Genomic DNA, 1,825 nt, shown 5'->3' with positions numbered 1-1,825 from the left:
CACCGGTGTGACACCCCACCAGGACAGGTCCGCCGCTTCGCCCCGGGCGAGGCGGTGCACCACGAACATCCAGGCCAGGACCGCGCCCGATGCGAGGGAGAAAAGTCCCAGGTACCGGCCTTCGCCCAGCCGGGCGACCAGCCGGTCGCGGATCGTGGTTCCGCTGATGAACAGGTGAAGCAGTAGGAAGGCGACGGCGGCTAGGATCAGCGACGGCATGGCGACGACTCCCAAGTCTGCCAAACTAGGCTCACCGCTTTCGCTTACGCTGTCAAGTCAAACGCCTATTCGAGGATGGGGCCTTCGTCGCCGCCGCCGCGCAGGGTCAACGTCCGGCCCATGGCGTCAAACAGCAGGTTCATGGCCACAGGCTTGTGCACGATCTCGTCGGCGCCGGCCGCCAGGCAGTCTGCCCGGATGGTCATGCTGGTATCGGCGGTGACCACGATGACGGGCAGGTTCGCCTTGGCGTCCTTACGGGCGCGGATGTGGCGGATGGCGGTCAGGCCGTCCATGCCGGGCATGCGCAGGTCCATGAGGATGAGGTCGTAATCGCCCTCGTCGATCATCCGCAGGCCGGTTGCAGCCTCGGGCGCCTCGGCGACATTCACGCCAGCGACGCCCAGCATGTCCCTGACGACACGCCGGTTCATCTCGTTGTCCTCAACGAATAGGACGGCGACGTCCGAGGCTTCCGCTGTCATGGCACACTCACTCAACCGACTTCACCCTGCGACGAAAACGGTTAATGCGCAATTTCACCAATGGCGAAAAGTCAGGCGGTTTCCGGCAGCAGGGCCCGGAGGGCCTCGGTGAGACGTGCCGCAGAGATCGGCTTGGCGATGACCTTCACCGCTCCAGCGGCCAGGGCGGCCTCGATGTCCTCAGGATCGGGCGAAGGCCAGGTCACCGCCAGTCCGCGGGCGCCCGCCGCCACAAGCTTGGCGATTGCAGCCACGCGCGCCTCCCGGTCCGCCCCCAGGGCGGCGGCGTCGACCAGCACCGCTGTGACGTATCCGCCCGCCAGGACCTCGGCAGCCGTCTCCGGCGACGCGGTGGTCTCGATGGGCAGGCCGAGCGGTGCGGCGACGGACTTCAGCACCGACTGGGTGAGGGGATTGGCCTCGATGACAAGGAAGACCCCGCCGGAAGCCCCTGCGCTTGCCGCCGCCGCCGCGCCGGCGCGCGCCAGGGGCAGGATGAGGGTGAAGGTCGAGCCTTCGCCCATCTGGCTCTCCACGCCCAGGGTCCCGCCCATGGCTTCCGCCAGACGGCGACTGATGGCCAGGCCCAGGCCTGTGCCCTCAAAGCGCCGGGTGACCCCACCCTCCACCTGCTGGAAGGACTCGAACACCGCATCCAGCTTGTCAGCGGGAATGCCTATGCCGGTGTCCGTAACCCGGAGGAGCAGGCGCTCACCGGTCTCCGCAGGCTCAACCCCGACGGTAAGGCGGACCGATCCAGCCTCTGTGAATTTGATGGCGTTGGACAGGAGGTTGAAGACGATCTGTCTCAGGCGAGGCCCATCCTCGAGGATCCGTCCGGGGGCGCCGCTCCGGTCGAAGGCCAGGTTGAGGCCCTTCTCCTGGGCCTTGTCCGTCCACAGCCTCACGGCGTCATCGAGCAGACCATTGAGGTCGGTCTCGCCCTTCTCAATGGTCAGGGTCCCGCTCTCGATCTTGGCCATGTCGAGGAGGTCGTCGACCATGGCGCGCATGGTCTCCCCCGCGCCGTTCATCAGGCTGATCCGGTCCCGGACATCCGCGCTCAGCCCGGGGTCGGACAGAAGAACCTGGGTGACGCCCAGAATGCCGTTGAGCGGCGT

3 protein-coding genes are annotated in these 1,825 nt (G+C 67.2%); all 3 read right to left on the bottom strand.

The genetic code is table 11. The annotated features are described in order from the left end of the window. Window positions 1–219, bottom strand: a 219-nt coding sequence (locus WCJ52_RS12980) for an NnrU family protein (protein WP_336903722.1), incomplete at its 3' end; no start/stop codon positions are given. A 65-nt stretch (window positions 220–284) separates the two neighbouring features. Further along, window positions 285–704, bottom strand: a complete 420-nt coding sequence (locus WCJ52_RS12975; protein WP_336903721.1) for a response regulator — start codon at window positions 702–704, stop codon at window positions 285–287. 71 nt (window positions 705–775) lie between these two features. Then, the coding region (locus WCJ52_RS12970; protein WP_336903720.1) for an ATP-binding protein at window positions 776–1,825 on the bottom strand (1,050 nt) is incomplete at its 5' end.

The organism is Phenylobacterium sp. (assembly GCF_037138395.1).
Classification (GTDB): domain Bacteria; phylum Pseudomonadota; class Alphaproteobacteria; order Caulobacterales; family Caulobacteraceae; genus Phenylobacterium.
Note: the sequence above shows the minus strand (reverse complement) of the source record. Positions and strands in the feature narration are given on the sequence as shown.

Excerpts from the sequence above, each read along its gene's own strand:
- WCJ52_RS12975 (WP_336903721.1), bottom strand. The coding sequence starts at position 704 with ATGACAGCGGAAGCCTCGGACGTCGCCGTCCTATTCGTTGAGGACAAC.